At 58.5% G+C, this 21,730-nt stretch carries 23 protein-coding genes and 1 pseudogene; 11 read left to right on the top strand and 13 right to left on the bottom strand.

Annotation, left to right across the window (positions count from 1 at the left end; all coding sequences use genetic code 11):
- The first annotated feature begins 64 nt into the window (after positions 1-64).
- Positions 65-736, top strand: coding sequence for an alpha/beta hydrolase (locus HL45_RS00505; RefSeq protein WP_049969165.1), 672 nt, complete (start codon positions 65-67; stop codon positions 734-736).
- Positions 737-870: 134 nt separating this feature from the next.
- Complete coding sequence (locus HL45_RS20210) at positions 871-1,266, top strand: hypothetical protein (protein WP_144239975.1); 396 nt, start codon at positions 871-873, stop codon at positions 1,264-1,266.
- Between the two features lie 21 nt (positions 1,267-1,287).
- Here HL45_RS20210 and citZ read toward each other — a convergent pair whose 3' ends face one another.
- A complete protein-coding gene (gene citZ / locus HL45_RS00500; protein WP_049969164.1) occupies positions 1,288-2,427 on the bottom strand; it encodes a citrate synthase in 1,140 nt (379 codons plus the stop codon).
- A 169-nt stretch (positions 2,428-2,596) separates the two neighbouring features.
- Between citZ and HL45_RS00495 the strand changes: the two genes are divergently transcribed.
- On the top strand, positions 2,597-3,802 hold the full coding sequence (locus HL45_RS00495) for a potassium channel family protein (protein WP_049969163.1): 1,206 nt from the start codon (positions 2,597-2,599) through the stop codon (positions 3,800-3,802).
- Positions 3,803-3,827: 25 nt separating this feature from the next.
- On the opposite strand, the gene HL45_RS00490 is transcribed toward HL45_RS00495, so the two are convergent.
- The 3 genes and pseudogenes from HL45_RS00490 to HL45_RS00480 all read right to left on the bottom strand — a co-directional run bounded on the left by HL45_RS00490 (position 3,828) and on the right by HL45_RS00480 (position 5,921).
- A complete protein-coding gene (locus tag HL45_RS00490; protein ID WP_049969162.1) occupies positions 3,828-4,103 on the bottom strand; it encodes a DUF7536 family protein in 276 nt (91 codons plus the stop codon).
- A gap of 38 nt (positions 4,104-4,141) precedes the next feature.
- Positions 4,142-4,529: pseudogene (locus HL45_RS00485) on the bottom strand (Rid family hydrolase).
- A gap of 69 nt (positions 4,530-4,598) precedes the next feature.
- Complete coding sequence (locus HL45_RS00480) at positions 4,599-5,921, bottom strand: MFS transporter (RefSeq protein WP_049969161.1); 1,323 nt, start codon at positions 5,919-5,921, stop codon at positions 4,599-4,601.
- 145 nt (positions 5,922-6,066) lie between these two features.
- On the opposite strand from HL45_RS00480, the gene HL45_RS00475 reads away from it, so the two are divergent.
- Both HL45_RS00475 and HL45_RS00470 read left to right on the top strand, forming a co-directional pair.
- A complete protein-coding gene (locus HL45_RS00475) occupies positions 6,067-7,023 on the top strand; it encodes a succinylglutamate desuccinylase/aspartoacylase family protein (RefSeq protein ID WP_049969160.1) in 957 nt (318 codons plus the stop codon).
- Positions 7,024-7,033: 10 nt separating this feature from the next.
- The gene (locus HL45_RS00470; protein WP_049969159.1) at positions 7,034-8,140 is read left to right on the top strand and encodes a threonine synthase; all 1,107 of its coding nucleotides are present in this window, start codon (positions 7,034-7,036) and stop codon (positions 8,138-8,140) included.
- A gap of 25 nt (positions 8,141-8,165) precedes the next feature.
- On the opposite strand, the gene HL45_RS00465 is transcribed toward HL45_RS00470, so the two are convergent.
- On the bottom strand, positions 8,166-9,473 hold the full coding sequence (locus HL45_RS00465; protein ID WP_049969158.1) for a tRNA(Ile)(2)-agmatinylcytidine synthase: 1,308 nt from the start codon (positions 9,471-9,473) through the stop codon (positions 8,166-8,168).
- A gap of 146 nt (positions 9,474-9,619) precedes the next feature.
- On the opposite strand from HL45_RS00465, the gene HL45_RS00460 reads away from it, so the two are divergent.
- Positions 9,620-10,567 (top strand): transcriptional regulator, encoded by a 948-nt coding sequence (locus tag HL45_RS00460; RefSeq protein WP_049969157.1) that lies wholly within the window; start codon positions 9,620-9,622, stop codon positions 10,565-10,567.
- 3 nt (positions 10,568-10,570) lie between these two features.
- On the opposite strand, the gene HL45_RS21030 is transcribed toward HL45_RS00460, so the two are convergent.
- The 7 genes from HL45_RS21030 to HL45_RS00425 all read right to left on the bottom strand — a co-directional run bounded on the left by HL45_RS21030 (position 10,571) and on the right by HL45_RS00425 (position 17,619).
- The gene (locus tag HL45_RS21030; RefSeq protein WP_162833829.1) at positions 10,571-10,744 is read right to left on the bottom strand and encodes a hypothetical protein; all 174 of its coding nucleotides are present in this window, start codon (positions 10,742-10,744) and stop codon (positions 10,571-10,573) included.
- Positions 10,745-10,960: 216 nt separating this feature from the next.
- The gene (locus HL45_RS00455; protein ID WP_049969156.1) at positions 10,961-11,209 is read right to left on the bottom strand and encodes a glutathione S-transferase N-terminal domain-containing protein; all 249 of its coding nucleotides are present in this window, start codon (positions 11,207-11,209) and stop codon (positions 10,961-10,963) included.
- Between the two features lie 219 nt (positions 11,210-11,428).
- On the bottom strand, positions 11,429-12,874 hold the full coding sequence (locus tag HL45_RS00450; protein ID WP_049969155.1) for an NCS2 family permease: 1,446 nt from the start codon (positions 12,872-12,874) through the stop codon (positions 11,429-11,431).
- 158 nt (positions 12,875-13,032) lie between these two features.
- A complete protein-coding gene (locus HL45_RS00445) occupies positions 13,033-13,746 on the bottom strand; it encodes a phosphoribosyltransferase family protein (RefSeq protein ID WP_049969154.1) in 714 nt (237 codons plus the stop codon).
- Between the two features lie 153 nt (positions 13,747-13,899).
- Positions 13,900-15,840 (bottom strand): threonine--tRNA ligase, encoded by a 1,941-nt coding sequence (gene thrS, locus HL45_RS00440; protein ID WP_049969153.1) that lies wholly within the window; start codon positions 15,838-15,840, stop codon positions 13,900-13,902.
- A gap of 648 nt (positions 15,841-16,488) precedes the next feature.
- Complete coding sequence (gene pyrE / locus HL45_RS00430; protein WP_049969151.1) at positions 16,489-17,004, bottom strand: orotate phosphoribosyltransferase; 516 nt, start codon at positions 17,002-17,004, stop codon at positions 16,489-16,491.
- Between the two features lie 48 nt (positions 17,005-17,052).
- Positions 17,053-17,619, bottom strand: coding sequence for a CDP-2,3-bis-(O-geranylgeranyl)-sn-glycerol synthase (locus HL45_RS00425; protein WP_049969150.1), 567 nt, complete (start codon positions 17,617-17,619; stop codon positions 17,053-17,055).
- 89 nt (positions 17,620-17,708) lie between these two features.
- On the opposite strand from HL45_RS00425, the gene HL45_RS00420 reads away from it, so the two are divergent.
- From HL45_RS00420 to HL45_RS00400, 5 genes are all read left to right on the top strand, one after another.
- Complete coding sequence (locus HL45_RS00420; protein WP_049969148.1) at positions 17,709-18,539, top strand: proline dehydrogenase family protein; 831 nt, start codon at positions 17,709-17,711, stop codon at positions 18,537-18,539.
- A gap of 50 nt (positions 18,540-18,589) precedes the next feature.
- Complete coding sequence (locus HL45_RS00415) at positions 18,590-19,246, top strand: DUF502 domain-containing protein (RefSeq protein ID WP_049969147.1); 657 nt, start codon at positions 18,590-18,592, stop codon at positions 19,244-19,246.
- 52 nt (positions 19,247-19,298) lie between these two features.
- Positions 19,299-19,694: a DUF6276 family protein gene (locus HL45_RS00410; RefSeq protein ID WP_049969146.1), complete on the top strand. Its 396-nt coding sequence runs from the start codon at positions 19,299-19,301 to the stop codon at positions 19,692-19,694.
- Between the two features lie 76 nt (positions 19,695-19,770).
- Positions 19,771-20,196: an HIT family protein gene (locus HL45_RS00405; RefSeq protein ID WP_049969145.1), complete on the top strand. Its 426-nt coding sequence runs from the start codon at positions 19,771-19,773 to the stop codon at positions 20,194-20,196.
- A gap of 46 nt (positions 20,197-20,242) precedes the next feature.
- The gene (locus tag HL45_RS00400; protein WP_049969144.1) at positions 20,243-21,025 is read left to right on the top strand and encodes an AAA family ATPase; all 783 of its coding nucleotides are present in this window, start codon (positions 20,243-20,245) and stop codon (positions 21,023-21,025) included.
- Between the two features lie 63 nt (positions 21,026-21,088).
- On the opposite strand, the gene HL45_RS00395 is transcribed toward HL45_RS00400, so the two are convergent.
- Positions 21,089-21,604 (bottom strand): DUF7858 family protein, encoded by a 516-nt coding sequence (locus HL45_RS00395; protein WP_049969143.1) that lies wholly within the window; start codon positions 21,602-21,604, stop codon positions 21,089-21,091.
- Positions 21,605-21,730: the final 126 nt, after the last annotated feature.

Here is a 21,730-nt window from a genome sequence, read left to right as displayed (position 1 = left end):
ACCTAACGGCAGAAAATTCGGGTGCAGAAAACGGTAGGATGGAGGAGCACTATTTCTGAGATAGATGACGGATTTCCAGTTCACCACGGACGACGTAGATGGCCCGCACGCCGGACAACCGGTTGCAACTACAGGGACGGCTATCGACGACGCCGACACAGCGATGGTGCTCGTCCACGGGCGCGGTGCGACCGCCGAAAGCATTTTCGAACTGACTCAAGAATTTCAACACCCGGAAATCGCCTATCTCGCTCCGCAAGCGTCAAGAAACACGTGGTACCCACAATCGTTCCTCGCGCCGATAGAATCGAATCAGCCGTATTTATCGTCGGCGTTGGCGCTGCTCGAAACGATTTTCTCCGACCTCGAAGACGCGGGCATTTCCCCGGAACGAACCTTCATCCTCGGCTTCTCGCAGGGTGCCTGTCTGACGACCGAGTTCGTTGCACGAAACGCGGAGCGATACGGCGGTGTCGCTGGATTCAGTGGCGGTCTTATCGGCCCGGACGGGACGTCCCGAGAGTACGACGGGTCACTCGATGGTACACCGGTCTATCTCGGCTGTAGCGACCGCGACCCGCATATTCCTGTCGAGCGCGTCCACGAGACGCGAGACGTGCTCCGCGAACTCGACGGCGACGTGACCGAGCAAATCTTCGAGGAAATGGGCCACGGCGTCATCCCGGAGGAAATCGACCACGTCGGTGGAATGTTGGATGAACTGCTGAACGACTGAAATCGACTGAACCACGCCAAATTCGACCGTTCAGAATCGTTTACCACGTTTCGAACTGTTCATCGGCGGAAGAATCAGTGGAACGGAGGGGGAGCGTTGACCCGGCTTATGTAGCTCGTAGAAAATCACGGTGTATGAGCAATCCTCGCGGCTTCTCTTCGTGGGTCGCTTCGCCGGAAGAGTTCCGGTCAACGTTGAAGTTGCTACTCGGTCTTCATCACGACTCCTCGGCGCTGTTCGACCGGGCGTGGACGTTTCGGTATCCCGACAGTCACTATCGTGACTTGATGGTCGAAATCACGCGTCTTCTTCCTCTTGAGCCGCGGACAACGTCTTCCGGGTCAGTAGGTGACGCATCTACATCTTCTTCACTACCTCAATTCGATTCCATGCTTAGAGAACTACTGATGAAGGCACAGGACGGTCGAGTAGCGTTCGACCGGTCGTGGCGGTTCCGGTTCTCGGACGCCGACCGTCCGGATCTGATGGTCGAAATAACGTATCTCGAAAAGAAAGCGTCTAGTGCGTAAACCGACTGCCGAACGAGTTCGTTATCGCTCGTCGAGCGGGACGAAGTCGGCGTCTTCTTCGCCGATGTACTTCGCACGGGGGCGAATTAGGCGGTTGTCGTCGTACTGTTCCAGCACGTGGGCAATCCAGCCACCGACGCGCGAGACGGCGAAAATCGGCGTGTAGATGTCGATTGGGATTCCCATCTGGTAGTACGTCGAGGCGGAGTAGAAGTCCACGTTCGGTGCGAGTCCTTTCTCTTCGCTGATGTAGTCCTCGATGGCGACGGACATCTCGTACCATTTGGTGTCGCCTGCGGCCTCGCCGAGTTCCTCGCTCTGTTCGCCGAGAATCTTTGCGCGCGGGTCTTTTACGTTGTAGACGCGGTGGCCGAATCCGGCGACGCGGCGTCCCTCGTCGAGCGCATCCTGCACCCATTCGACTGGGTCTTGGTTCGCGTCGTCCACTTCCTTCAGCATCCGCATGACGTTAGCGTTCGCGCCGCCGTGGAGCGAACCGGACAGCGTGCCGATTGCGCTCGTCACCGCGCTGTGGAGGTCGGCAAGCGTGCTCGCCGTGACCATCGCGGAGAACGTCGAGGCGTTCAGGCCGTGGTCTGCGTGCAGGACGAGTGCTTGGTCGAACACGTCTGCGAGCACGTCGTCGGGTTCCTCGTCGTTGAGCATGTAGAGGAAGTTCTCGGCGTGTCCGAGGTCGGTTCGCGGTTCGACCCGGTCGTCACCGTTTCGGATGCGTGTGAAGGCTGCGAGAATGGTCGGCATCTTCGCGGTGATTCGTCGGCCCTTCCTGAGGTTTGCCTCGCGGTCTGCCGGGTCGGAGTCGGAATCGTCCGCGTCGTACGTTGCGAGCATCGAAACCGCAGTCCGGAGCGCCGCCATCGGGTTCGAATCCGATTCAGCGAGTTCGCGCACAGTGTCCATGACGCCGTCGTCCACTGCGCGTTCTTCCGCCATCGACTCGCTGAACGATTCTAGCTCCTCACGATTCGGAAGAGTACCGTGCCAAAGGAGATACAGCACTTCTTCGTAACTCGCATCTCGCGCGAGGTCTTCTATCGTATATCCTCGATAAACGAGTTTTCCCACGTCTCCATCGATGTGGCTGAGTGCTGATTCCGCGACGACCACGCCCTCTAAGCCTTTTTTGACCTCGTCTGCCATACCACGACAATTCACGGGGTACCCGCAAAAGGATTATCTTTCGTGGTCGTTCTGTCGGGACTTGTTCCCTGCAACATCTTTATCAGTCGATTCGGCGCACGAAACAGGGGTTACGCTGTCTTTCCATTTTCTACGAACGTTTTTACGGAAGAACGACCAACCCCGAACTATGGAACCCGCGAGCGGCGAGGTGGAGTACGAACCACGGAGTGTGAAGGAGGTTTTAGCGGAGATGAAAGACACCGCCGAACTGCTCATCGACCTCTCCTTTTCTGCCGTGTTCCACGGAAGCGACGACATCGCGTCCGAAGTACTCGCCCTCGAAGGGAAGATGGACGTGCTGGAATTACAGGCTCGAATGAGCCTGCTCATGGCCGCCAGAAGTCCGGAAGACGCGGAGGAACTCGCGCCGGTTTTCGGCGTCGTCGGGGCCGCCGAGAAAATCAGCGACGCGGCGGGTGACATCGCTAAAGTCGTCTTAGAGGACATCGGCCTGCCACAGACCATGCGCGCGGCACTTCCGGAGGCAATCGAAACGCTCGTTCGAGTTTCGATTGCGGATTCCTCGTCTCTCGCGGGGCAGACGCTCGGGCGGTTGAATCTCGAAACCGAAACCGGCGTTCGGGTCATCGCTATCCATCGCGGCGGGGACTGGATTCTGAATCCCGACAAGGACACCGACCTCCGGGTGGACGATCGGCTTCTCTTGCGCGGCCCTGACGAAGGAATCGGGTCGGTGTACGAGCAGGCAACCGGCGAAGAGTACGTACCGCCGGAACCGCCGGAAGACGACGACACCGACCTCGAACGCGCGGTCGATTCCATCGTGCTGATGAAGAACATGAGCGAACTCGCCGTTGACCTCGCCTACGGGAGCGTCCTCTTCGACAGTGCGGACGTGGCGGAGGAAGTCGTGGAACTCGAAGCGGAAGTCGATGCCCTCCAATCCCGGTTCGAAGCGTGGGTGTTGCAGGCCGCAAGCCGCGCGGACGACCCGGTTTCACTGCGCGGGCTCGTTCACCTCGCAAATAGCACCGAGGTCATCAGCGACGCCGCGGTCGAAATTAGCGAGGGGGTGCTCCACGGACTCGGAACTCATCCCGTCGTCGAACATGCCGTGCAAGAAAGCGACGAGGTCATCGTCCGGGTGACAGTTACGGACGCAAGCGATTTCGATGGAACCACGCTCGGTCACGAACGGGTCGAAACCGAAACCGGAATGCGAGTTATCGCGGTTCGCAGGCCGCGCGACGACTGGGTCATCTCGCCCGGCCCAGAAACAGAAATTCAGGCTGGCGATGTCCTACTGGCTAAGGGAACTCGGTCGGGCGCGGAACGACTCGCAGAACTAGCTGGGATGGTCGAACCGGAGTAGCATCGATACCGACCTGCATCCGAACTCAGTCGAGGTCGCGTGCGAGATTGCGCACTGAAATGAGGGTCAACGCCGCGGTAACAAGTGCGCCGAGCGTGAGCGCCAGCACGACAGCGAGTGCGAGAAACGAAAGCGGCGTCCCGGCCTGTCCCCGCACTTCGCCGATGAACATCACGCGGTAGGCGTACACGAGTACCGTGAACAGCGCACTCAGCGCGAACCCGATGATGGCGTTCCGGCGGAGGTTCAACGCCTCGATGAGGTTCGCCACTCCGGGGCGGTCAGGAATCTCTTCTTGCACGCTCGCCGGTTAGAACGCGTAGATAAAAGAGCCGTCGGTCAGCCGTCGAGTATCGCGTCGGCTTCGATTTCGACCAACGTTTCTGGAGCAGCCAGTCTACTCACTTCGACCATACTCGTCGCGGGCCGAACATCTCCGAAGAACTCGGCGTGGGCGTCACCGATTGCTTCACAACTCTCGATATTCGTCACATACATGCGTGTTCGAACCCACTTCGAGGCTTGTGCCTGCGGATTCGACCGTTGATTCGATGTTTTCGAGCGTTCGCCTTGTTGTGCGTAGGGGGTCGTCTACGCCGACGATTTCTCCGTTCTCGTCGGTAGCCGTGATGCCCGACACTCGAACGTCGTTTCCGACACGAACTGTGCGCGAGCAGCTGGCGCGATTTTCCCGCTCCATTCCGATAGAGACGGTTTCACGGGTCATGCTCAAGCAACGATGAACGAGCGCAAAAATTCACCTCGACCCTCTCTCCCCTCTATCTATACCTTCACTTCAGGCGTAGGCGTCGAGTTCCTGCCCGAAGACGAGGAAGTAGGCCGTTCCGGCGATACCAACGACGGTTGCCAAGCCGAACGCCAGTATCGGCCCGTCTACGGTGGCAAATCCAGCTTGCACCGATTCGATTCCGTACAGCCACCCGCCGAACGCGGCGCTCGGAATCGTAATCGCGTTTCTGACGAGATAGTACGACCCGACGACTCGTCCGCCCGCGTTCTCCTCGGCGGGGCCGACGATGAGGGCTTTGTGGGCGGGGAGTCCCGCGAATCGAAGTCCCGAGAAGGCGAACAGCAGGGCGACGATTCCGGCATCGTCGGGCGCGTTGACCAGCAGTGCGGGAAAGACGGCGTAGACGACGAACCCGATTCCGACGACCGGTTTCAGTCCGATTCGTTCCGCGAGTTTCGAGACGGGGAGCATCGTCAGTAGGGCGACTGCCATTTCGATTGCGAGGAGGACGCCGAAGAATGCCTCCGGGCCGAGATAGCCCACGAACGGGAGCGTCGCATCGACTTGTAGGTACTCGGTCACGGCGAGCACGACGAAGACGTACACCATTCCGTTGGCGAACCGAACCAACGTGTCGCCGACGAGGAGGGGCCGAAGTGGGGCGGGCATTCCCTTGAGGTCGTTCACAATTTGTGCGGTTCCGGCAAAGGATTTACCGAGTGAATCTTCGCTTGCCTCGTACAGAACGTGCTGTGTGAGGGTCGCCAGCAGTGCGAAGACCGCACCGACGGCGAGGACGTACCGAAAACCGAGTTCGAACTCGTAGGCAGCGATGAGACTGGCGGCGACGAGGGGGCCAATCAGGAACGCGGTTCGGCGGAACGTTTCAGTGCTGGCGAACCCCTGCGCGAGTTTGGAGGGCGGGACGCTCTGTTTGACGATGGCGAATGTCGCACCCAGTCCAAACGATTTCCACGCCTGCACCAACAGCAGGCCGACGAAAATCCACGCCCACGTCGGGAAGCCCGGAAACGTTGGAAGGTCGGGTGCACCGACCCAGAGGAGGAAGCCGATAGTCGAGCAGAAACCGAACAGAGTCAGTGCAGTTCGTGATCCGATTCTGTCCGACAGCGCTCCACCGGGATATGGATACATCGCCCCGATGAGGTTGCCGAAACTCCCGTACAGTCCGATGATGAGGCTGGTCGCCCCGAGCAGAGAAAGATAGCGCCCCATGTATCGCCCGGTCATCTGAAAGCCGAGGCTGAACGCGAACATCGCCATGGATAGCACGAGAACGTCACGTTCTAGCGAGACGAATTGTCGGAATGGTGCGAGAACGTCTACCGATTCGTCTTCGGTTGCCACGCGCGAATGATTCTACCAACTACTCATAGTTTCACTGAATGTGGCAACGTGACTGCCGACTGTGGCGATGTGACACTTCAATATCGAACTGTTAGCCGGTGGAAATACCGAACTGCTAAGGGAGTTCGGAAACGGTGTACCTGTAATGACAACGCTCGGTACGGCGAGCGCGGCCCCCGGAGAAATCGACACGGGCCGACTCGCGGTGGGAGAGACTCGCGATGGGAGTCAGTTCGGCCTCCCCGTCGCCGTGATAAATGGTGCGAACGAGGGAAAGACGCTGTACATACAGGCCGTAAGCGATGGTGACGAACTCAACGGACTCGGAGTCATCAAACGAGTCGTCCCACAACTCGCACCCGAAGAGATTTCGGGCACGATTCTCGTCGTCGGTCTGGTTAACTATCACGCTTTCCAAGTGGCGGAGCACCGCAACCCCATCGACGACACGAAGATGAACCGAGCGTTCCCCGGCAACGAATCGGGCACGTCCAGCGAGCGAATCGCGGCGGCCGTTTTCGAAGCGGCGTCCCGAGCCGACATGATTCTCGACCTGCATCAGGGTTCGACCAGCCGGATGATAAACGAAACTCGTGTGCGCTGTGGCAAGCGCCACCGAATGCACGACGAGTGTTTGGAACTCGCCAAGGTGTTCGGCTGTGGGCACATTCTCGACCAGAAAGGGCCGGACGGGCAACTCGCACGCGCTGGCCCCGACGAGGGCATTCCGACTATCGACCCCGAACTCGGCGGCTGTGTCGGCTGGGACGAAACAAGCATTCAGTACGGCGTCAATGGCGTGTTCAACGTCCTCCGATACTACGGCTTCCTCGACGGCGAGGCCGAGTTCGAACCACAGACTCGTGCAACCGGATTCGACCGCTACGGCGCGCCGAACGGCGGTATCGTGACGTTCAAAAAAGACCTCGGGGAGGAGGTGTCACCGGGCGAAACCCTGTTCGGGGTAACCGACGTGTTCGGCACGCTGAAAGCCGAAGTGACCGCCGACCGTTCCGGTATCTTCTGGCGCTCGCGTAGACTGCCGCAGGTCGCCACTGGTGAATACGTGTGCTCGGTCGGCATCAACATCGACGAATATTGACAAAATACTGATGAAAACTGACCTCATCTGTTCCGCGTGCAATCGTACGTATTCCGCCGGGCCGGACGAACCGTGGCGCTGTGACTGCGGCCAGCCGCTTGATTTCGCAACGCAACCGCTTCCCGATGCCGACCACCCCCCTGATTTCCGTGAAATCGACACCAGAGATGGGCTATGGGCGTTCGAAGAGTTCCTTCCCGTTCGTCGGGTCGTCTCACTCGGCGAAGGATTCACGCCGCTCACGGACGCAGACGAGTGGAACGCCCAGTTCAAACTCGACTGTGTGTTTCCTTCAGGAAGTTTCAAAGACCGCGGTGCGACCGCGACTCTGTCGCGGGCCGCGGAACTCGGCGTCGAAACCGTCCTCGAAGACTCCTCGGGCAACGCAGGTGCAGCAATCGCGCAGTACGCGGCCCGAGCAGGTATCGACGCCGAAATATACGTTCCGGCAGACGTGAAGGAATCGAAACTGACGGCCATCGAACGCGCTGGTGCGACCCCGGTTCGCGTCGAAGGAAGGAGGCAAGACGTAACCGACGCCTGCCTCGACTGCGTCGATGCAGGCGATGGCTGGTACGCGAGTCACGCGTGGAACCCGGCCTTCTTCGCGGGAACGATGACCTTCGCGCTAGAATTGGCTGCCCAGCGCGACTGGTCAGTGCCGGATGCCGTCGTCTCCCCGCTCGGCCACGGAACGCTCTTTCTCGGCATGTACCGCGGGTTCCAAGCCCTGTTCGACGCCGGGTGGACGGACGAGATGCCTCGACTGCTCGGCGTGCAGGCCGAAGGTGTCGCACCGATTGCGAGCGAATTGCAAGGAGATGGTGATACAGACAGCGACGAGAAAAACGACGTTGCGGACGGCATCCAAATTACCCAACCGGTTCGCAGCAATCAGATTGTCGATGCCATCGAAAAGACGGGCGGTGACGCGATTGCACTCGACGCGGAAACGACGCAGAATGCGCTCGACAAACTCCACCGAACCGGGTTTTACGTCGAACCGACGAGCGCGGTTGCTGTTGCTGGGCTGTCGGCATATCGTGAGCGAGGAACCATCGCAGACGATGCTGACGTGGTCGTTCCGCTCACCGGAAGCGGCCTGAAATCGTCGTAAACATTTTCGAGCGGTATTTTTACCGTTATCGTTCCGGATGGGTCTGTTCATCGAAGCCTCCGCGAACGAGCGGTTTAGCGATATGTCGCCGCGCTTCCGGTGGAACTTCGTACCATCCCGATTCCAACTCTCGGTCGATTTCCTGCTCGACCTTTCCGTCTGCTTGCGTTTTACAATCCCGACAGCGATAGCCCTGCCCTGCTCCCGCGCTTTTCATCGACCGACGACATTCGGGGCAGTTCGGCGTCACGAATTCCGTCGTATCGAGACTTCTCACTGCGAACTTTTCGAGTTTCAGCGTTCCACGGGAAACTTCGCCGCAGACCGTGATTTCGTCGCCGGGACGGATATTTCTGACGTGGTCGCGGAAGCGCTTCGTCGGTTCGAAGGCGGCACAGGGGAGGTTGCCGGTAGATTTGGACTCGGATTTAGACCCCAGTTCGGTATCTGACTCCGCAGAGAGCGTGAAAAAGACGTGCCCCCCTCGTCTCGTCTCGGGTTTCGAGACGACGGTTCCGGTGATTCTGTAGGCGTGATTCTGTTCGACCTCGCCGAGAGTTCCATCTTGCAGATGGGCGTCCGTGCCCTGATTCGTCACGAACAGCGCGGTTTGAACGACTGGTTCACCCTCGATTCTGTCGGCGACTCGCCGGACTGCGTCCGGGTCGTCGCCGCGAATCCCGTACAGAATTGGACAGGGTGTGTGTGGGATACAAACCGCTTCGCCGGTTCCGCGGTCTACGGTGTCCCAGACCGCAGGGTAATGGTCGTCCGAAGCCTCGAACACCGAATCGAAATCCACGTCGCGGGGCGTTCCCCATCGTTCCGATTCGCGGTAAGAAATGTGTTCGTGCGTCCACTCCGAGAAGGCGTTCCAACTTCCAACTGCCGCGAGTGCGCCGATTTTCCCGCGGGCGTTTTTCCATCCGGCGGAACGATAGCCCGCCGATTCGATTCGTCGTTCGGCTTCCCCGCGGGACAGGAGGGTTCGAACTGCGTGCCGAGCGAAATCCGAGATTTCACTCGGCGTGTTTTCCGGTGCGTGCGGCGCGACCACGAGGCCGGGATTCGTGTTCGGGTCGTCCGTTTCCGCGGCGGTTTCGAGTTCGTTTCGCGCGAGTTCGAACGCCGATTCCGGGTCGAGGTCGGTGTGAATTGCGAGGGCGGCGTTGCCCCGCGTTTTGTGCTTCACTGCGGGATTGAGACGAATTAGAAGCAGTCGCTCCACGTCCCCGCCCGCATCTTGCACCTCGTCTGCGATGCGCGCGGCGAGGTAGGTCGTACACATCCCGCGTTCTCGGGAGTCGGTGTCGTCCAGCCCGATAACCGTCACACGAGACTGTTGTCGCGTGTCGAACTAACGGGTTTCGAAGCTACCTTGTACTATATGAATCTATCGCCGATAAGTAGGAAAATCGCAAGACGGCGGTACGTTATTCAGCCAAAACGTATTTATATTGGACTCACTTACCTCTCACCATGTCCCGGTCTGCACTGGTCGGTAACGTAACCGCGATGCTCGAAGACGCGGGATTCGTGGTTAGTGACCGGTGTGCAATCCGACCAAAGAGTTTCGATGTAGCGGCACGACGCGGACCAGACCTGCTACTGTTGAAAATTCTTGGTAACATCGACGCGTTCGATGCGCAAACCGGCATGGAGATGCGACGACTCGGAACGTATCTCGATGCGACACCGATGGTCATCGGTCTGCGGACGAGAAATCAAGACCTCGAACCCGGCGTGGTGTACTTCCGACACGGCGTTCCGGTCTTCAACCCGGACACCGCCGTCGATTTGTTCGTGGAGGGAGTGCCACCGCTCGTCTACGCCGCGCCCGGCGGCCTGTACGTCAACATCGACGGCGACGTGCTGAAAGATGAGCGCAAGGGTCGCGGTTGGAGCCTCGGCCAACTCGCCTCCGAACTCGGCGTCTCCCGACGAACCGTCTCGAAGTACGAAGACGGGATGAACGCAAGCGTCGAGGTAGCAATCGAACTCGAAGAACTGTTCGAGGGCGAACTGACGAGTGCCGTCGAGGTGTTCGGCGGCGCGGACGAACTCACCGAAGAGGACGAACTGGACGGCTCCGAAACCGAACCGGAGGACGAACACATGTTCTCCACGCTGACCCGTGTCGGTTTCACCGTTCATCCGACGACTCGCGCGCCGTTCAAGACGGTGAGTGAGGACGATTACGAAGACCGCGTGCTAACCAGTCACTCGGCATTCACCCGAACCGCCGAGAAACGCGCTCGAATCATGAGTTCGATTAGTCAAGTCGCGCGCACTCGGTCGGTGTACTTCGTTGACGAAGCGCGGCGCGAAACCGTCGAAGATACCGCACTGGTCGAACGCGAGGAAGTCGAAGGCATCGAGGACGCCGACGAACTCCGAAAACTGATTCGAGAACGGGCGGAAGCGTAGGTTTCAGTCCCCGTTCTCACCGCCGCCATCTTCGCCGTCTCCCATTCCACCGCCATCTTCTCCACCGCCGCCACCACCATCTCCGTCTTCGCCACCGTCCTCGCCCGGCCCTGTACATCCCGCAAATCCGGCGATGAGCAGTCCGCCTGCGGTCAACAGTTTTCTTCTCGTCGTCATACTGCCCTAGAGGCATCGCTGAGAAGTAAATCAAATGGCCAGCAACTGAAATAATTGTGCTCCCGTGAGGGAACTGATGGCACCAGACTGTTTTCTTTGATTTGGTCGATTGTCGCCCAATACGCCACTACTGTTTCGTCTCTTGCCGACAGTTCGTCGTGACTGTGTCGATGGTGGTATTTCGGATAGTTCTCCGGCTTATAATCTGAAGCGGTTTTATGCGCCGTATGTTTTTTCGAGGTACTCCACGATGTCGTCGCTTTCCGGCATTCCTTCGACGCCGTGTTCTTCATCGACCAGTACGGGAACGCCAGTTTGCCCGCTGATTTCTTTCACTTCGGTTCGTTCGCTGTGAGCGCGGGGGACGAAGTGGGATTCGTAGTCGAGTCCGAGTTCGTCAAGCTTTGACGTTACTTTGGCGCAGAACGGGCATCCTTCGAGTTCGTACAGTTCGAGGTTCGACATGGACGCGGATAGGGGCGACTGAAATAAGAGTGTGGTGGAACTGAGCAACTCCACCGGATTTTCGAACAACGAAAGGTGCGGTTTGCCTTTCGGTAGTGAGCAACTCCACCGGATTTTCGAACAACGAAAGGTGCGGTTTGCCTTTCGGTAGTGAGCAACTCCACCGGATTTTCGAACAACGAAAGGTGCGGTTTGCCTTTCGGTAGTGAGGAGAATAGCTCAGACGTTGCCTTGCAACATTCCACTCGTCCGGACGAAGAAGTAGAGGACGAAGGCGGCCGCGAGTGCCCAGTGACCCGGTCGAGTGTCCTCCAGTTCGCCAGCCGCGAGTTTGACGATTGGGTAGGAGACGATACCTGCGGCGATACCGTAGGCGATGGAGAACGTAAAGGGCATGATGAGGATGGTCATGCCTGCCGGGACGGTGTTGGTGATGTCGTCCCACGCGATGTCAACGACGTTGCCGAGCATCACGACGCCGATAACGACCAGCGCGATGTGGGAGGCGTACTGCGGAATCGCGGCGGCCACGGGAACGAAGACCAGCGACAGTATGAACAGGAGTCCGACGACGAGCGCCGTCATTCCGGTTCGACCGCCCTCTTCGACACCCGAGGCGGATTCGATGTAGGTCGTCACGGTCGAAGTGCCGAGCATGCCGCCGACCGTCGTTCCGACCGCGTCGGCCATGAGCGGTTTGTCGATGTCCGGAAGGTTGCCTTTGTCGTTGAGGAAGCCGCCGACCTGTCCGACGCCGACGAGGGTTCCGGCGGTGTCGAAGAAGTCCACGAAGAAGAACGTGAACACGACGAGCGCGAACGAGAAGGCCTCGATGCCGCTGAGTCCCGAAATGAACGCTCCGGCGACCGGGGTAATGTCGTATGTCGCGCCCACCATCTGCGGGGTGAGCGTATTGGGCGCGACGAGGCCGAACCATTCTACTGCGTAACCGATGAGCGTCGTCAAGCCGATACCGATAATGATGGAACCCGGCGTGCCGCGGGCGTACAGCGCGAAGGTGAGGAAGAGGCCGAACACGGAGAGAATCGCCACGGGGTCGGACGCGACAGGGCCGAGCGTGACGTAGGTCGCGTCATCAGGAACGACGACGTTCATCGCCTGCAAGCCAATGATGGCGAGGAACAGTCCGATACCGGTTCCGACAGCGAACTTCACCGGTTCGGGAAACAGACGAATGACGTATTTTCGCGCGCCGATTGCGGTTAGCGCGATGAAAATGAGTCCTTCCACGAACACCGCGGCCAGTGCGGTCTGCCACGAAATTCCGAGCGCGCCGACGACCGTGAACGCGAAGAAGGCGTTCAGGCCGAGGCCGGGTGCCTGCGCGAACGGTCTGTTCGCGTAGAAAGCCATCGTCAGCGTTGCGACCGCGGCCGCGATGATAGTCACGACGGCGAGCATCGAAACCGTCTGACCGTAGGAGTATCCGGCTAGTTGGATGCCGTCCTGAATCGGAATCTCCGGGCTGTCTGCGAGGATACTCGGATTGACGACCACGATGTAACTCATCGTCAAGAAGGTCGTTATCCCCGCGACGACTTCCGTTCGTAAATCTGTGCCGTGTTCGTCGAAACCGAAGTAGTCTGCGAGGACACCGGCCATTCCCGAACTGGCGGTAGTGTCTGTAGTATCACTCGTCCCCATAATGCACGAGTGAGCATATCCGTGATAGCATACTTAACAGTTCCCATTGATTCTGAGCAGTTATGCGCAATCGTGTATAAAATATCAGAATAGACGATTTTAACCGTCTAATTTCGCATAGATGTGCCTACAATTTCGAATCGAAGAACGACGTATCGTCAGTCGAACGATGCTAGCGCACCGACGGGCGCGTCGGTGCGCGCTTTCGCACGCTCGATACCTTCGTCGCCCGCCGCGATGAGCGCGAAGACGCCGCCGACATCCGCGTCCGCGTCACTGGCGATTTCCAACAGCAGTTCTTGGGTTTCGCCGGAGCGAATCAGGTCGTCCACGACCAGGACGGTTTCGCCCGACCCGATGGCGGAGGATGGGAGATAGTAGGTGAGTTCGATACCCGAGGCGAGTCGCTGACGAGCCTCGATGAACTCCTCGACGGCGGTTTCCTTGGACTTCTTCGCGTAGGCACAGCGCGCCCCGAAGTAACTCGCCATCGCGGCGGCGAGCGTGATGCCGTCGGTTGCCGCGGTCAACACCACGTCGGGGTGTTCGAAATCGAACGTCTCGGCGGCGACCGGTGCGACGAGGTCAAGAAACGACTGGTCGAAAACGACGTCGGAGTTGTCCACGTAGCCCTCAGTGTCGAGTCGAGTGCGGGCTTGTAGTTCTTCCGCAAGTTCTTCCTTGCCGACGCCTTCGACGACCGCCTCCGCGCGGTCGGTACTCGGCAGAACGTGACCGTTCACGTAGCGGTTCAAATCGCCCGCAGGAAGACCGGTTACCTCCGCGAGTTCGTCGTAGGTTCGCGTCTCTTTCAACATCCGCAGAACTGAGACTGCCTGTAGCTGGAGAGTAGCTTTCTCTGCTCGATTCATACCCCTATACTCACCATCGTGCAACCTTGAACACTTCGATGGAGAATGTGGTGTGTATGAACACACCTGTGCTATTTCCCGTTCCGCTGTTCCATCCCATCTTTCCGTTTACACACCTCTTCTGCTCACTTTTTTTCGACGCGACTCGTCCACTTAGTCGAGGAAATCGGCCTCACGGCGCTTTTCCTCGTATTCCGATTCGAGATGTGCGCGAAACGCTGAACGTTCGATGTCTTCCTGTTGGCGTTCGTTTCTATCCCGAACCGAAATCGTCCCCGACTCCGCTTCGTCATTGCCGACGATAACCATGTACGGAACGTTGTCGTCGTGGCCAACACGAATCTTCTTGCCGAGCGTCCAGTCTCGATTATCCACTTCGACGCGGAAATCGCCGAGTTGCTCGGCGATTTCCCCTGCGTACTCCGCGTCCTCGTCCGTAATCGGAAGCACACGAACCTGTTCGGGTGCGAGCCACAGCGGAAAATTGCCCGCGAAGTGTTCGATACACACGCCCATGAACCGCTCTAGCGACCCGAGAAGCGCGCGGTGAATCATCACCGGGCGATGTTCCTCGTTGTCCTCGCCGACGTAACTGATGCCGATTCGCTCTGGCTGGACGAAATCCAACTGTACCGTTCCAATCGTCCACTCGCGTCCGATTGCGTCCTCCGCATTAATCGCGATTTTCGGCCCGTAGAACGCGCCTTCTCCCTCAGCAACTTCGTACTCCAGTTCCTCGTCCGAAAGCGCGTTTCGGAGAGCGTCGTGCGCTCGTTCCCAGAGTTCGTCGTCACCGATTGCGTCGTCGGGTTTCGTCTCCAGTTTCAGCAGGACATCCAGTCCGAAAACCGCGTACATCTCGCGGATGACTGCCAACGTTCGGGCGATTTCGCCTCGAATTTGGTCGGGTCGAACGAAGGCGTGGCCGTCGTCCTGCGTGAACCCGCGCACTCGCAGCATACCCGAGAGTTCGCCCGATTGCTCGTTTCGGTAGCACATCCCGAACTCCGAAAACCGGAGCGGGAGGTCACGATACGACCGTCTGTCGTGGTTGTAGAGATAGGCGTGATTCGCGCAGTTCATCGGCTTCAGGCCGTATTCGTGGCCGTCCTGCTCCCACGCGAACATCTCGCCTTCCTCTTTGAAATGCTCGTAGTGCCCCGACTTTTTCCACAGCTCGGTGCGGTTGAGTTCCGGCGTTTTCACTTCCTCGTAGCCCAACTCGGCGTTCTTCTCGCGCACGAACTCCTCCAATTCTCGGCGTATCGCCATCCCGTTCGGATGGAAATGCACGCACCCCGGTGAGTGGTCGGGAACCGAAAACAATTCCATTGCCGACCCGATTTTGCGGTGGTCGCGCTTTTCAGCTTCTTCCTTTCGTTCGAGGAACGCATCCAACTCGGATTCGCGGTCGAACGCCGTCCCATAAATTCGCGTCAACATGGCTTCGTCCTCGTCGCCATGCCAGTACGCGCCCGCTATTTCCAGCAGGGACAGCGCGCCGATTTCGTCCGTCGATTCGACGTGCGGGCCAGCACAGAGGTCAACGAACTCGCCCTGTCGGTAGAACGTCACCGGTTTGCCTGCTTCCTCGATTTCCGAAAGCAGTTCGAGTTTGTAGGGTTGGTCTGCCAGTCGCTCCCGCGCCTCCTCCGGCGACACCTCCTCGCGCACGATGTCGTAATCCTCGGCCACTATTTGTCGCATCTCGTCCTCGATTTCCGCGAGGTCGTCGCTGTCGATTTCGATGGAGTCGAAATCGTAGTAGAAGCCGTCATCCGTCGGCGGGCCGATGGCGAGTTTCGCGTCCGGGAAATGGCGGAGGACTGCCTGTGCAAGAACGTGCGACGCGGAATGGCGAAGGACGCGAACGTACTCGTCCGAATCCGGCGTGACGATTCGCAGGTTCGCGTCGGATTCGATTCGATACTCGGGCGCGACGAGGTCGCCGTCTACGATTGCGGCGACGCAATCCTTCCCGAGTCCCGGCCCGATGTCGTAGGCGACATCTCCGACTGATACGGGGTGGTCGAACTCGCGGTTCGACCCATCTGGAAGTGATACGACGACTACTGACTGTGATTGGTGGCTCATGGTTGTAACTGATGAGTATTTCTTGACTGCCCTGCTTCCCATTCGAGTGCGCAACAGACACCCGGACGCGAAATCTGCGGTGCATCCGCGAAGTTATTCGCGGACACATCGCTCCGCGTGTCAAAAGCGGGCGGGAAAACGACGATGGTGGTGACTAGGTTAGCGGGCGAGAACCCGGCGTGTAAAGCAGTCACCCAACATCGTGTTGCTTATCAGAATAGTAGTTCTGGGATGGTATTTATATTTTGTGCGGATTTGGAGTGTGCTTCGTGTTGATTGTGTTCTCTCGCTGTTTGGTATGGTTTTGTTCGGTGCCGTCCGCAAATCACGTCTCCAATCAGACCGCAACCGCACCGCGCTCGCGGTTCCACCGTCGTTTCGCGGCTTCGCCGCTCAACTGTCCGCGGAACTGCGTTCCGCGCTACTCGCAATCGAGATTTCGGAGAAATCTCGTTCGCCACATCCTCCCCAATCGTCTCCTTCGTCACTCCGTTCCTCAGTCATCCATCGTCGGAGACAAGCTCCGACGCGCCATTCGTTCGCTCCGCTCACGAAGACCTCGCGCGGGCGAACCTGACGGTTCACCTTCGCGCGCCAAGAACGACAGTCGATTTCAAAACAAGAGACACCCTCGATTCCCTACTCTTCCTATTCAAGCAAATCAGAGGCGGAAATAAGCGCTTCCATCTCCACACCTGCGTCTTCCAAATTCTCCCTGCCGCCTTCCTCCCTGTCCACGACGACGAGAATTCTGTTCACCTCTGCACCTGCATCTCGGAGGGCTTCCACGGCGTCAACCGCGCTCTGGCCCGTCGTCACGATGTCTTCGAGGACGACGACTTCTTCACCCTCTTCTAATCGACCTTCTACGAGGTTCGCCGTGCCGTACTCCTTTTTCTGTTTTCGCGCGATGACGTAGGGATTGCCCGTCTCGACGCTCGTGACAGCCACGAGTGGAACTGCACCGAGGGCGACTCCCGCGAGTTTCGTTTCTCCCAGTTGCTCCGCGAAGGCTTCCGCGATGAGTTCGAGGCAGTCCGGGTCGGTTTCGAACAGGTATTTATCTACGTAATAACTGCTCGTTCCGCCGTGCGAGAGTTCGAATTCGCCGTACTGGACGGCGTCCGCCGAGCGCAGGGCCGCGATGAGTTCCTGATTCGCCATGTGCGACAACGGGCGGGGAGGTGGGTTAAAAGTAGTTTTTTGCGGTCGCTACCACGGTTCGTTCTTCAACCCGAGCATGTACGCGAGCATGTTCGTCGTCAGATGCAAGAACGGCGTCACCACGACGACCACAGTGAGTACTGGAAGGGTAAACGTCTTCAACGTCCACCCCGGCGCAGCGAGCGACGTGAGCAAGAGCGCCATCACGACGAAGTCCAACTGGTCAACGCCCGGAAACGCCGCGCCGCGTTTTCGTCCAGTTCGACGCTTTAGGAAGGACGCCCCCATATCGCCGAGCATCGCACCGAGCGGCATTGCGACCATGACGGCCGCGGGAAATTCCGGCAGTGAGACATTCAGAACGTCCGCCGCCGTTCCATTTATGACGTTCAATCCGAGGGCGAGCAGTGCACCGACTGCGACTCCGGCGATGGTGCCGCGCCACGTCTTTCCGTCACCGAGGAGTCGTTCTCCGTTCCACGTCCGTCCTCCGTCGATGGGTGCGCCACCGCCCGCAACCACTGCTACATTGTTCGGCACGTACGCGGGCAACATTGCCCACACCGCGACGATGAGGACGCCGAAATCGAAAATATCCACGCCGAGTATATCCATATCGAGACAGAAACTCCCCGGGTCTTAAGAACCGACGGTCTGGCGCGGGTATATATAACCCTAAGGCACGGGGGTGCAAATCCCGAGATATGATACCTCCGATTGCCAGTCGGTTCGTCGCGGGAGAAACTCCGGCGGAGGCGCTCGAACATACGCAGGAACTCAATCAGCGAAACGTCAACGTCATTCTCAACCTTCTCGGCGAGCATTATCAGAATCGAAAACCGGCGGACGAGGACGCCGAAGTGTACATTCGACTGCTCGAAGACATCGACCGTTCCGACCTTTGCGCCTGCGTTTCAGTCAAGCCATCGCAGGTCGGACTCGACATCGGCACGCACGTCTTCCGGGAAAATATGGAACGCATCGCGGACGCCGCGAACGACACGTTCGTCTGGATTGATATGGAAGATCACGACACGACGGACGCGACCTTGGACGTGTTCGAGCAGTTGACCCGCGAACACGACGGCGGCGTCGGCGTCTGTATCCAAGCGAATCTAAAGCGCACGGAAGACGACCTCGAACGACTCGCTTCCCTCCCCGGCAAGGTTCGACTGGTCAAGGGTGCCTACGACGAACCGAAGGAAATCGCGTACAAAGACAAAGCGAAGGTCGATGCAGTGTACCGCGAGTACCTCGAATACATGTTTCAGGAGTTCGAGGACGGTATCGCTGTCGGCAGTCACGACCCGGCGATGATAGAGTACGCGAAGGAACTCCACGACGAGTACGGTACCGATTTCGAAATTCAGATGCTGATGGGCGTGCGCGAGGACGCCCAGTACGAACTCGCGGAGGAGTACGAAGTCTGGCAGTACGTTCCCTACGGCGGCAAATGGATGTCCTACTTCTACCGTCGCGTTATGGAACGCAAAGAAAACCTGCTGTTCGCGGCCCGCGCAGTGCTCGGTCGATAACGGAAACGTTGCAACTGGTTTATATTCCTGCACTCGTATGCTACACACAAATGTCTTCGTGGAAGCGTGACGCCGGAAGTGGTCTCATTGTTCTCGCCCCGTTACTGGTCACTGCGTACATCGTCGCATGGATGTTCCTGAAAATCGCTGGCTTGCCGTTTTTGGTGGATATTTCGGATTACACCGTTATTGAAGGAATACTGACTATTCCCGGGAGTCTCATTCGCGTCGGCATTGTGCTCACGGTGTTTTCGATGCTCGTGCTAAGCATGGGATATCTCATGCGAACGACCGTCGGTGGCATCGTCGAAAACGCCATCGACGGCGCGATGAATCAACTTCCGGGCCTCCGAATCGTCTACAATGCGTCCAAAATGGCCGCAGAAACCGCTCTTTCTGACACCAACCAACTCCAGAAACCAGTCAAAATCGAGACGTGGGAAGGGATGCGGATGACCGCCTTCAAAACTGGAAAGAAAACCGACGATGGACGCGAACTACTGTTTTTGCCCACCGCACCGAACATCACAACCGGATTCGTCGTGGAAGTCGACCCCGACCAGTTCACTGAAACTGACGAATCCGTCGAGGATGCCTTGACCCGTGTCCTCAGTGCCGGATTCGGCGAAAACAGCGAAAGTGGAATCCCCATCAACGTAACCGACGAGGGAGAGGACGGCACCAAGACACCGCCGCCGACCCGATAGTATCAGGGTGGGAACTAGTAGATTTTTCAACAAAGGGATTCTACGTTCATCTATGACGTGCCCCGACTGCGGAGAGGAACGACTTCCGTTTACCGTTCCATCTGCACTCCGCGAGGATGTGCCCGGCAAACCGTCTTCAGTACTCCTCTGTCCACACTGCCTCCAACTTGAATCAGTCGAAAATCCAGATGCCGAACTCACCGATTTCACCACGATAAGCGACGTGCTTCCGAAAGAGAAGGATGCCGCCGCCGCGATGGCGATTGCCACCGCGCTCCTTTCGTCGCTGGCCCTTCACCGTCAACACATCGACGCCCTGCTCGACAGGGTGGAAGCGGCCGGGGTTGACCCACTGCTCGTCCTTGACAGACTTGCGGACGACCCGGAACTCGAACCCAACTTCGACATCGAATCGCGGCGTCGGCAACTGCTCCAACTGCGGGAATAAATCAGCGCTTCCCTTTCTCGTCTCTCGTCCTCACGAAGCCTCAACTTTCATCATGCCGTCTCACAACTAGACGAGCATGGCCAACGACTGCATCTTCTGCCAAATCGTCGCAGGCGACATCCCGAGCAAGACCGTCTACGAGGACGACACCGTGTTCGCGTTCCTCGACGTGAATCCCCTCGCGCCGGGCCACACGCTCGTCATTCCGAAGACTCATCACGAAACGCTTTCCGATGTGCCCGAAGATACCGCCAGCGACCTGTTTTCGGTGCTTCACCGACTCACGCCCGCAGTCGAGGACGCGGTTGATGCCGACGCGAGCAACGTCGCGTTCAACAATGGCGAGGCGGCCGGACAGGAAGTTCCGCACGTTCACGCACACATTATCCCTCGATTCGACGGCGACGGCGGCAACCCGATTCACGCCATCGCGGGAAGCACGCCCGACCTCTCCGACGATGAACTGGATGAAATCGCCGGTGACATCGCCGACGCCCGGTAACTCCCAGATTTTTTATACCAGCACGAATCTATTCCGCGGTAGACCCGTGAAACGAACTACCGCATTTGTCGGTGCAACTGGCGGAGCAGGAACGACACGCCTCTGCGTCGAACTTGGGGCCATCCTCACACACGCTGGCCGCGACGTAGCAATTTTCGACGCCGCGTTCGCCACGCAAGGCTTGGCCCGCCACGTTCCCGGGCGTATCGACACCGACCTCACCGCGCTTCTGGCCGACGGCGAGATCGACCCTGACGAGGACGAACTGAACGAGGCGCTCATCGACCACCCTGTCGAAACGCCCGGGCGACTCGCGCTCTGTCCGGTGTACGCACCGTTCGAACGACTCGCACGCGCGAAGACAGTTGATGCGGCAAAGCGATTCGAAACGCTCGTCGAAACCGCGGCGAATCGGTTTGACCACGTTCTCATCGATACGCCGCCAGTCGCGTCGAATCAGGCCGTTGCGGCGGTAAATGCCGCCGATTCCATCGCACTGGTTGCGCCCGCGTCTCGTTATGGTTCGGACGCTGTGCAAGCCATGCGTGGCAGATTGGCCGACCTTGGGACGAGTGCGGACACTGTCATCGCCAATCGTGCAGGAGCGGACGGTGACCATCCACTCACCGACGAACTGGCAATTCCGCCGAGCGAAACGACTTCCACCGAAAACGCTCCGGCGAGTGCTCCCGACCTCGATACGTCGTTCTCACCTGCTGTCGCGCTCGCTGCCGAAATCGTCTTCGACACGTCGCTCGCCATCGAGTTTCCTGAAGACAGTCTCCTAGACATTGACCCGAACGACTATTTGCCGGAATCGCTTTCGTAATCGTCGATTGTCAATCGACGATTAAAAAATGATAACCGACGAAACGATTCTCTGCGCTTCGGATTAGAACAAGTCGCCGACACCGCTCATCGTCTCCGCCAGCGCATCCCGCTTTCTCACTGCGGCATCGCCGCCGAACGTTAACGCGCCTTCGACTACCTCCGCCGCACCCTCTATCGGTTCGTGCGTTTCGATAAACGTCGCCAGTGCGAACTCGGTTTCGTTCGCGCCGGTCAACGCCCGCGCTTCCGAGCGAGAAAGGTCGGCCGACAGCCAATCCCGAATGATTTCGTGACCCATCGGCGGAAGTGGCGAAACGCCGTGTACGCCGAGTAGATGGAGCGTCTTTGCCGCGGTAATCGGTGCGACTCCGCTTTTACGTGCACTTTCGCCGACAGATGTTCCGGAGGCGTGAGATTCCAATATTTTTTCCGCCGTGTCGGCATCACACGGAAGGCCGTTGGCAAACGCTTCCAGTCGTTCGCAGAGGTTTCGGCCGGTGTCGTCCACGGTTGCGACACCGCGGTTTCTCTGCTCGGTCGTCACCTCCAACCCTTCCGCAATATCCGACAGCGCCATATGGTCTTCTTGTCTTCTCACCGACTTGAATGTTTGTGACAGGTATCAAATTTGGTAATTATCTGACTGGGAGGACGTACCGGTAACCGGTACGCTCTGTTCCACCGAACCACTCCTTTACCCCGA

The sequence above is a fragment of the Haladaptatus cibarius D43 genome (genome assembly GCF_000710615.1).
In the GTDB taxonomy this organism is placed as follows: domain Archaea; phylum Halobacteriota; class Halobacteria; order Halobacteriales; family Haladaptataceae; genus Haladaptatus; species Haladaptatus cibarius.
Note: the sequence above shows the minus strand (reverse complement) of the source record. Positions and strands in the feature narration are given on the sequence as shown.

Excerpts from the sequence above, each read along its gene's own strand:
- HL45_RS00505 (WP_049969165.1), top strand. The coding sequence starts at position 65 with ATGACGGATTTCCAGTTCACCACGGACGACGTAGATGGCCCGCACGCC.
- HL45_RS20210 (WP_144239975.1), top strand. The coding sequence starts at position 871 with ATGAGCAATCCTCGCGGCTTCTCTTCGTGGGTCGCTTCGCCGGAAGAG.
- citZ (WP_049969164.1), bottom strand. The coding sequence starts at position 2,427 with ATGGCAGACGAGGTCAAAAAAGGCTTAGAGGGCGTGGTCGTCGCGGAA.
- HL45_RS00495 (WP_049969163.1), top strand. The coding sequence starts at position 2,597 with ATGGAACCCGCGAGCGGCGAGGTGGAGTACGAACCACGGAGTGTGAAG.
- HL45_RS00475 (WP_049969160.1), top strand. The coding sequence starts at position 6,067 with ATGACAACGCTCGGTACGGCGAGCGCGGCCCCCGGAGAAATCGACACG.
- HL45_RS00470 (WP_049969159.1), top strand. The coding sequence starts at position 7,034 with ATGAAAACTGACCTCATCTGTTCCGCGTGCAATCGTACGTATTCCGCC.
- HL45_RS00460 (WP_049969157.1), top strand. The coding sequence starts at position 9,620 with ATGTCCCGGTCTGCACTGGTCGGTAACGTAACCGCGATGCTCGAAGAC.
- HL45_RS21030 (WP_162833829.1), bottom strand. The coding sequence starts at position 10,744 with ATGACGACGAGAAGAAAACTGTTGACCGCAGGCGGACTGCTCATCGCC.
- HL45_RS00455 (WP_049969156.1), bottom strand. The coding sequence starts at position 11,209 with ATGTCGAACCTCGAACTGTACGAACTCGAAGGATGCCCGTTCTGCGCC.
- HL45_RS00450 (WP_049969155.1), bottom strand. The coding sequence starts at position 12,874 with ATGGGGACGAGTGATACTACAGACACTACCGCCAGTTCGGGAATGGCC.
- HL45_RS00445 (WP_049969154.1), bottom strand. The coding sequence starts at position 13,746 with ATGAATCGAGCAGAGAAAGCTACTCTCCAGCTACAGGCAGTCTCAGTT.
- thrS (WP_049969153.1), bottom strand. The coding sequence starts at position 15,840 with ATGAGCCACCAATCACAGTCAGTAGTCGTCGTATCACTTCCAGATGGG.
- pyrE (WP_049969151.1), bottom strand. The coding sequence starts at position 17,004 with ATGGCGAATCAGGAACTCATCGCGGCCCTGCGCTCGGCGGACGCCGTC.
- HL45_RS00425 (WP_049969150.1), bottom strand. The coding sequence starts at position 17,619 with ATGGATATACTCGGCGTGGATATTTTCGATTTCGGCGTCCTCATCGTC.
- HL45_RS00420 (WP_049969148.1), top strand. The coding sequence starts at position 17,709 with ATGATACCTCCGATTGCCAGTCGGTTCGTCGCGGGAGAAACTCCGGCG.
- HL45_RS00415 (WP_049969147.1), top strand. The coding sequence starts at position 18,590 with ATGTCTTCGTGGAAGCGTGACGCCGGAAGTGGTCTCATTGTTCTCGCC.
- HL45_RS00410 (WP_049969146.1), top strand. The coding sequence starts at position 19,299 with ATGACGTGCCCCGACTGCGGAGAGGAACGACTTCCGTTTACCGTTCCA.
- HL45_RS00405 (WP_049969145.1), top strand. The coding sequence starts at position 19,771 with ATGGCCAACGACTGCATCTTCTGCCAAATCGTCGCAGGCGACATCCCG.
- HL45_RS00395 (WP_049969143.1), bottom strand. The coding sequence starts at position 21,604 with ATGGCGCTGTCGGATATTGCGGAAGGGTTGGAGGTGACGACCGAGCAG.